At 72.7% G+C, this 7,322-nt stretch carries 5 protein-coding genes; 2 read left to right on the top strand and 3 right to left on the bottom strand.

From position 1 onward, the window contains the following. Positions 1-103 precede the first annotated feature (103 nt). From gltX to ABT247_RS29960, 3 genes are all read right to left on the bottom strand, one after another. Entirely contained in the window at positions 104-1,603 is a 1,500-nt protein-coding gene (gltX, locus tag ABT247_RS29970; protein WP_350748710.1) for a glutamate--tRNA ligase, read from the bottom strand. Continuing rightward, on the bottom strand, positions 1,596-2,396 hold the full coding sequence (locus ABT247_RS29965) for a fumarylacetoacetate hydrolase family protein (RefSeq protein WP_350748707.1): 801 nt from the start codon (positions 2,394-2,396) through the stop codon (positions 1,596-1,598). Before ABT247_RS29965 ends, gltX begins: the two co-directional genes overlap by 8 nt. Positions 2,397-2,636: 240 nt before the next feature. Continuing rightward, positions 2,637-2,855, bottom strand: a complete 219-nt coding sequence (locus tag ABT247_RS29960) for a hypothetical protein (RefSeq protein ID WP_350748704.1) — start codon at positions 2,853-2,855, stop codon at positions 2,637-2,639. 639 nt (positions 2,856-3,494) lie between these two features. Here ABT247_RS29960 and ABT247_RS29955 point away from each other — a divergent pair. Next, a complete protein-coding gene (locus ABT247_RS29955) occupies positions 3,495-7,175 on the top strand; it encodes a nitrate- and nitrite sensing domain-containing protein (RefSeq protein ID WP_350748701.1) in 3,681 nt (1,226 codons plus the stop codon). Positions 7,176-7,185: 10 nt separating this feature from the next. Beyond that, positions 7,186-7,322 (top strand): roadblock/LC7 domain-containing protein (locus ABT247_RS29950; RefSeq protein ID WP_329882915.1); only part of this gene is annotated, 137 nt, incomplete at its 3' end.

Genomic DNA, 7,322 nt, shown 5'->3' with positions numbered 1-7,322 from the left:
GGCCTGCTCAGCGGCCCCTCGGGGCCGCTCAGGCAGGGCGTCCACCGGGCGGGCGCCCGGGGATCCGCCGGGCGCCTCGGGGGGCGGGCAGGGCGTCCACGCCCTAGGCGGCGGGCAGGGCGTCCAGGGCGGAGCGCAGCCGGCGCAGCGTCTCGGGGCGGCCGAGCAGCTCCATCGACTCGAACAGCGGCGGGGAGACCCGGCGCCCCGTGACGGCCACCCGCAGCGGCGTGAACGCGAACTTGGGCTTGATGCCCAGGCCTTCCACCAGGGCCTCGCGCAGCGCGGCCTGGATCGGCTCCGGGGTGAAGTCCGCGAGCTCCTCCAGCGCCTTGATGCTGGCCTCCAGCACCGGGCGGGCGTCGGCGTTGAGCACCTTGGCGGCGTCGTCCGGGTCGACGGTGAAGTCGGCCGGGTCGACGAACAGGAAGCCGGCCATGTTGACGATCTCGCTCAGCACGACCATCCGCTCCTGGGTGAGCGGGGCGACCTTGGCGAGCAGGTCCAGCTGCTCGGCGGTCGGCTCGGCCGGCAGCAGGCCGGCGGCCTGCAGGAACGGCACCAGTCGGCGCGCGAAGTCGTCCGGGGCCAGCTTGCGGACGTGCTCGGCGTTGATCGCCTCGCACTTCTTCAGGTCGAAGCGGGCCGGGTTGGCGTTGACCTTGGTGATGTCGAAGGCGGCGACCATCTCGTCGATGCCGAAGATGTCGCGGTCCTCCGCCAGCGACCAGCCCAGCAGGGACAGGTAGTTGAGCAGGCCCTCGGGGATGAAGCCGCGCTCGCGGTACAGGTTGAGCGAGGACTGCGGGTCGCGCTTGGAGAGCTTCTTGTTGCCCTCGCCCATCACGTACGGCAGGTGGCCGAAGCGCGGGGTGGTGCCGTTGCCGACGCCGATCTCGGCGAGCGCGGCGTACAGCGCGATCTGCCGCGGAGTGGAGGAGAGCAGGTCCTCGCCGCGCAGCACGTGGGTGATGCCCATCAGGGCGTCGTCCACCGGGTTGACCAGGGTGTACAGCGGGGCGCCGTTGGCCCGGACGATGCCGTAGTCGGGCACGTTCTCCGGCTCGAAGGTCAGGGTGCCGCGGACCAGGTCGTCGAAGGTGATGGTGCTGTCGGGCATCCGGAAGCGCAGGATCGGCTCGCGCTTCTCCAGCTTGTAGACCGCGATCTGGTCCTCGGTCAGGTCGCGGCAGTGGCCGTCGTAGCCGGAGGGCTTGCCGGCCGCGCGGGCGGCCTCGCGGCGGGCGTCGAGCTCCTCGGTGCTGCAGTAGCAGTGGTAGGCGTGGCCGGCCTCGTGCAGGCGGCGGGCGACGTCGGCGTAGATGTCCATCCGCTGCGACTGGCGGTACGGCGCGTGCGGGCCGCCGACCTCCGGGCCCTCGTCCCAGTCGAAGCCGAGCCAGCGCATGGCGTCGAGCAGCTGCTCGTACGACTCCTCGGAGTCGCGGGCGGAGTCGGTGTCCTCGATCCGGAAGACCAGCGTGCCGCCGTTGTGGCGGGCGAAGGCCCAGTTGAAGAGGGCGGTGCGGACCAGGCCCACGTGGGGGTTGCCGGTCGGGGAGGGACAGAAGCGAACCCGGACGGCCGGGTCAGTGTTAGCCACGCTTGATCACCTTGTTGGTGAGAGTGCCGATGCCTTCGATGGAGACGGCGACCTCGTCGCCGACGTTGAGGGGGCCCACCCCTGCGGGCGTGCCGGTGAGGATGACGTCGCCGGGCAGCAGCGTCATGGCCTCGGAGATGTGGACGATCAGCTCGGCGACCGAGCGGACCATCAGGGAGGTGCGGCCGGTCTGGCGGAGCTCCCCGTTGACCGTGCAGGTGATGGCGAGGTCGCCGGGGTCGAGGTCGGTCTCGATCCACGGGCCGAGCGGGCACGCGGTGTCGAAGCCCTTGGCCCGGGCCCACTGGCCCTCGCGCTGCTGGACGTCCCGGGCGGTGACGTCGTTGGCGCAGGTGTAGCCGAGGATCACCTCGGGCACCCGGTCCAGCGGCACCTCGCGGCACATCCGGCCGATCACCACGGCGAGTTCGGCCTCGTGGTGGACGTCCGAGGAGAACGGCGGGTACGCGATGCTCTCGGTCGGGCCGATCACCGAGGTGGAGGGCTTGAAGAAGGTCAGCGGGACGTCCGGGACGTCGTTGCCCAGCTCGGCGGCGTGCGCCGCGTAGTTGCGGCCGACCGCCACGATCTTGTTGGGCAGCATCGGGCTGAGCAGCCGGACGTCCTGGAAGCGGTAGCTCTCGCCGGTGGGCTGGGGCTGGCCGAACGGGTGGCCGGCCAGCGCGTGGACGACCAGCGAGTCGGGCTGGGAAGGGTCCCCCTCGACCACGCCGAAGGAGACGCTGCCGGCGGCAGGGCTCCCTTCCCGGACGGAAAACCTGGCAATGCGCACGGCTGGGCTACCCCTCGCTTCGTCGGCCGCCCGGGGCGCCCCCGGGCGCTGCTGGGCGCCTCGCCCTCCGTGGGCGCGGCCCCGTCAATCGTCGTCCAGGCTATCGCGTGGGGCCCCTGCCGACCGCTTTGCCCCTGTTCAGCGCGGTTGGGGCGGGAAGCGTCCGGCTCCGGAGGACGACGAGGGCGCCGCGGATCCCGGTGCGGGGTCCGCGGCGCCCTCGGCGGAGCGGCGGCCGGGTCAGTCCCGGGGGGTGATCACCGGGGCGACCATCAGCTGGGTGCGGCGCGGGTTGGCCGTGCTGGCCGGCAGCTCGGTGGAGTACGTGACGACGTCCTCGGGCTTGCGGGCGCCCGGGATCTTGCTGAAGTCCTCGACCGAGGCCAGCGTGGTCCGGCGCGGGTTCGCCGTGTTGCGGCAGGACAGCGTGGACTTGGTGGCCTTCTTCGCCAGGGACATCGAGAGCACCTCGTGGTCACGGCCGGGCGGCTCCGCGCGGGAGGGGCACCGGCCTGAATGGTTCCGATTGATTCGGAGGGGTTCTGGGCAGGCTGATCGGGGCCGTGCTCCGGAGACAGCCAGGTTACGAGATCTCTTTCCACAGAGACCGTGACCAAAGCTACACATTGGCCTGTGATTTTGCTCACAAATTCATGAGCAAATCACAGATATCCGACATATCGCCGCAACGGAATTTCCCGACATTCCGCCCATGTCGGTCATTCCACCAGGTCTGTGACTCTTTTCGATCTAGGGCCTGGTTGGCATGTATCCGGCGAGTGTCCGAAAAAGGCGGTATTCCGGTCCGGTTACCGCACAGTCCGTGAAACGGCGCATGCGTTCGGTAGTACCCGGCGACTCGCTCCGGCGGGCCTTGTTGGGATTCCCCGGCTGTGCTGGAATGCCACGGACCGTGGGTAGGGAGCAGTCCACCCCGGCGACCCGCTCTCCCGGACCGGCCGGGGTGCGGATGGAAACTCGACACCGTCCAGGCCGTGGCGACGCGGCGGGACGCCCGGTCCAGAGGTTGCGACGCCAGTGCAGGGACGTTTCAAAAGGGGTAGCGGCGCCGCGGGTGACCCGGAGTCGCGCGAGCCTGTGGCAGCCCCCCAGCAGGCGGCGGCCCCCGGCGGCCCGGCCGACCCGGTGACGCCCGAGGGCCCCGGCCGACCGGAGGAGGACGGCCAGGACCGCAAGTCCGCCCGGGACAAGCTCCGCACCACCCTGACCAGGCGCCGCGCCACCGGTCTGAGCCGGCTCGCGATGCGCAACTGGCGCATCCGCACCCGCCTGATCGCCCTGCTCGCGCTCCCGGTGCTGGTCTCGCTGATCCTCGGTGGTCTGCGCATCCAGACCTCGCTCGAGAACTCGCAGCAACTCGCCCAGATGGCCAACCTGTCGGACCTGGCCAAGAAGGCGACCAACCTCGCGGACGCGCTGCAGACCGAGCGCGACATCAGCGCCGGCTTCATCACCAACCGTCCGAACGACCCGCTGGACGACGACATCGTCACGGCCCGCAAGGCCACCGACGACCTGAGCCGCACCTTCACCGCCTCCTCGGACAAGTTCGAGAACCTCGAACTCTCCGGCGGGAAGGCGCTGCTGTTCCAGATCCGCAAGGACCTGAACTCCATCGCCGACGCCCGCAACACGCCGTACCAGAACAGCCAGAACATCCAGGCGACGATCACCGCCTACGACGTGATCATCCGCGACCTGCTGTCCATCACCCAGGACATCGCGCTCGCCTCGAACAACAAGGACCTGCTGGTCTCCACCCGCGCGCTGCAGCAGTTCTCGCTGGCCAAGGACGCCACCTCGCAGCAGCGCGCGCTGATCAGCGCCGGTCTGGCCAACCCCAAGGGCCCCGACCTCAGCCCCAGTGACGAGTCCTTCGGCATCCGCCTGCGCACCTCGTACGACAACGCGCTGACGAGTTTCAACAACATCTACACCGCGCACGACCTCGACAACCTGCGCGGCCAGCTCAGCTACAACTCGGTGGTCGCCGACGCCGACCGCTACTCGCGTTCGATCCTCCAGCCCAGCGGCATCCACCAGACCGAGCCGGTCTCGTACAAGGACTGGTACGAGAAGGCCAGCGCCAAGATCACCGCCGAGCGCCGGATCGAGTCCAAGCTGATCGAGGACCTCGACGGAAAGGCACAGGACCTCCAGTCCCAGGCCGACACCGAGGCCCTGATCATCGGTGCCGCCGTCGCCCTGGTGCTGCTCGTCGCCCTCGGTGGCGCCGGTCTGATCGCCCGCTCGATGGTGCGCTCGCTGACCCGCCTCCAGGCCGCGGCCGAGGACGTCGCCGAGCGGCGCCTGCCCGAGCTGGTCAAGACGCTCTCCGAGAGCGACCCGCACGACGTCGACACCACGGTCGAGCCGGTCGCCGTCGACTCGACCGACGAGATCGGCCACGTGGCGCACGCCTTCGACATGGTGCACAGCGAGGCCGTCCGCCTCGCCGCCGAGCAGGCCCTCCTGCGCGGCAACATCAACGCGATGTTCACCAACCTGTCGCGCCGCAGCCAGGGCCTCATCCAGCGCCAGCTGTCGCTGATCTCCGAGCTGGAGAGCCGCGAGGCCGACCCGGACCAGCTGGCCAACCTGTTCAAGCTGGACCACCTCGCGACCCGCATGCGCCGCAACGGTGAGAACCTCCTCGTCCTCGCCGGTGAGGACCCGGGCCGCCGCTGGACCAGGCCCGTTCCGCTGGTCGACGTGCTCCGCGCCGCCGCCTCCGAGGTGGAGCAGTACGAGCGCATCGAGCTCGCCGCCGTGCCGTCGGCCGAGGTCGCCGGCCGCGTCGTCAACGACCTCGTCCACCTGCTCGCCGAGCTGCTGGAGAACGCCACCTCGTTCTCCAGCCCGCAGACCCGCGTCCGGGTCACCGGCCACGCGCTGCCGGACGGCCGGGTGCTCATCGAGATCCACGACACCGGCATCGGCCTGAGCCCGGACGACCTCGCCGAGATCAACGAGCGCCTCGCCAACCCGCCGACGGTGGACGTCTCCGTCTCCCGCCGCATGGGCCTCTTCGTGGTCGGCCGCCTGTCCCTGCGACACGGCATCCGGATCCAGCTGCGTCCGAGCGACTCCGGCGGCACCACCGCCCTGGTCATGCTCCCCGTCGACGTCACCAACTCCGCCGAGCGGCGCGGGGCCGGCCGCCCCGGCCCGGGCAAGCAGCAGCGCGGGGTCGCCCCGACGCCGCGCCAGCAGCGCCAGGTCCCGCCCGGCCGCCAGGGCGGCCCGGCCGCGCTCGGCCAGGGCCCGGCCGGCGGTGCCCCGCAGGGCGGCCGTCCGCAGCTCGGCCAGGGCGGCCCGGCCGCTCCCGCCGCGCCGAACGGCCCGGGTGCGCCCGGCGGCCGCTTTGGCGGCCTGCCGACCCGCCAGGTCGGCCAGTCGCTGCGCGAGAACCCGGCCGCCGGTCAGCCGGCGCAGGCCCAGCAGGCCCCGGCTCCGCAGGCCTCCGCCCAGCACGCCCCGGCCCAGCAGCAGGGCCAGCCGCAGCAGGCGCCGCAGGGCGGCCTGCCGCAGCGCGGCCCCGGCCGCCAGGGCCCGCCGAAGGGCGGCATGAACGGCCTGCCCCGCCGCGGTCAGGGCCGCCCGCAGGCCGGCGGCGAGTTCGACGGTGCTCCGGGCCCGCGGACCGGCGAGCAGCCGCAGCACGGCCGCCCGGGCGGCCCCGGCGCGCCGCAGCAGGGCGCCCGTCCGGGCAACCGTCCGCAGGACGGCCTGCCCCAGCGGGCTCCGGGCCGTCAGGGTCCGGGCGCCCCCGCCCAGCACGGTCCGCAGGGTCCGCAGGGTCCGCAGGGCCAGCGCCGTCCGCAGCGGCCCGGCCCGGACGCGCCGCGCCGCGACCGCCAGCCCCAGCTGCCGCCCCAGCAGCAGGCCCAGCAGCAGGCCCAGCCCCAGCAGGCCCAGCCGCAGCAGGTGCAGCAGACCCAGGCCCAGCCGCAGCTGCCGCCCCAGCAGCCGGCCCAGCCGCTGCCGTCGGCCGAGCCGGCGTCGGTGGAGAGCACCCAGCAGTTCGCCCGGCCCCGCTTCGAGGCCAGCCAGATCGACCCGCGCGACCCGCTGGGCCTCGGCCTGGTGGAGCCCGTGCTGCCCGACGTGGCGAACCCGGCCCAGCAGCAGCCCCAGCCGCGCCCGGAGCAGGCCCCCGTCCAGCCGCAGCAGCGGCAGCGGCAGGAGCCGATGGCGCTGCCGACCGGGCCGTCCGAGGCGGCCGGGGGTCAGTCCTGGTACCCGCAGCAGGGTGCGGCCCACCCGCAGGATCCGCAGCAGGCCCGGCCGCGCCCGTACCAGCCGCGTCGGCCCGGCACGTCCGCGCCGGACTTCCAGCAGCAGGCCCCGCAGCAGGCTCCGGCTCCGCAGCAGGCCCCGCAGCAGCCGCAGCCGGGCCTCGGCGAGGCGCCGTGGCGTCCGTCCGCGAACGACGAGCGCTGGCGCCGTGCCGAGCAGGTCCGCGAGCCCTCGACCAGCGGCGTCACGATGTCCGGCCTCCCCCGCCGGACCCCGCAGGCCAACCTGGTCTCCGGCACCGCCGAGGCCGCACCGCTGACCGGTCCTCAGGTCTCCCGGGCCCCCGAGGAGGTCCGCGGCCGGCTGACCAACCTGCGCCGGGGCATCCAGCAGGGCCGCCGGGCCGGTGCCGAGCAGGCCGCCAACCAGCCGGGCCTCCAGCATGGTGCCCAGCAGCCCGGATTCGATAGTTTCGGTGGCCGGAGCGACGGCAACGGCGCAGATCACCAGGAGCGTTGAGTTGAACCAGATGAGCCAGGCCGCACAGAACCTGAACTGGCTGATCACCAACTTCGTGGACAACACCCCCGGGGTGTCCCACACCGTGGTGGTCTCCGCGGACGGCCTCCTGCTGTGCATGTCGGAGGGCTTCCCCCGGGACCGCGC

This window comes from Kitasatospora sp. NPDC001539, from assembly GCF_040298565.1.
Lineage (GTDB): Bacteria > Actinomycetota > Actinomycetes > Streptomycetales > Streptomycetaceae > Kitasatospora.
The sequence above is the reverse complement of the archived record's forward strand: the minus strand, read 5'-3'. Positions and strand labels throughout refer to the sequence as shown.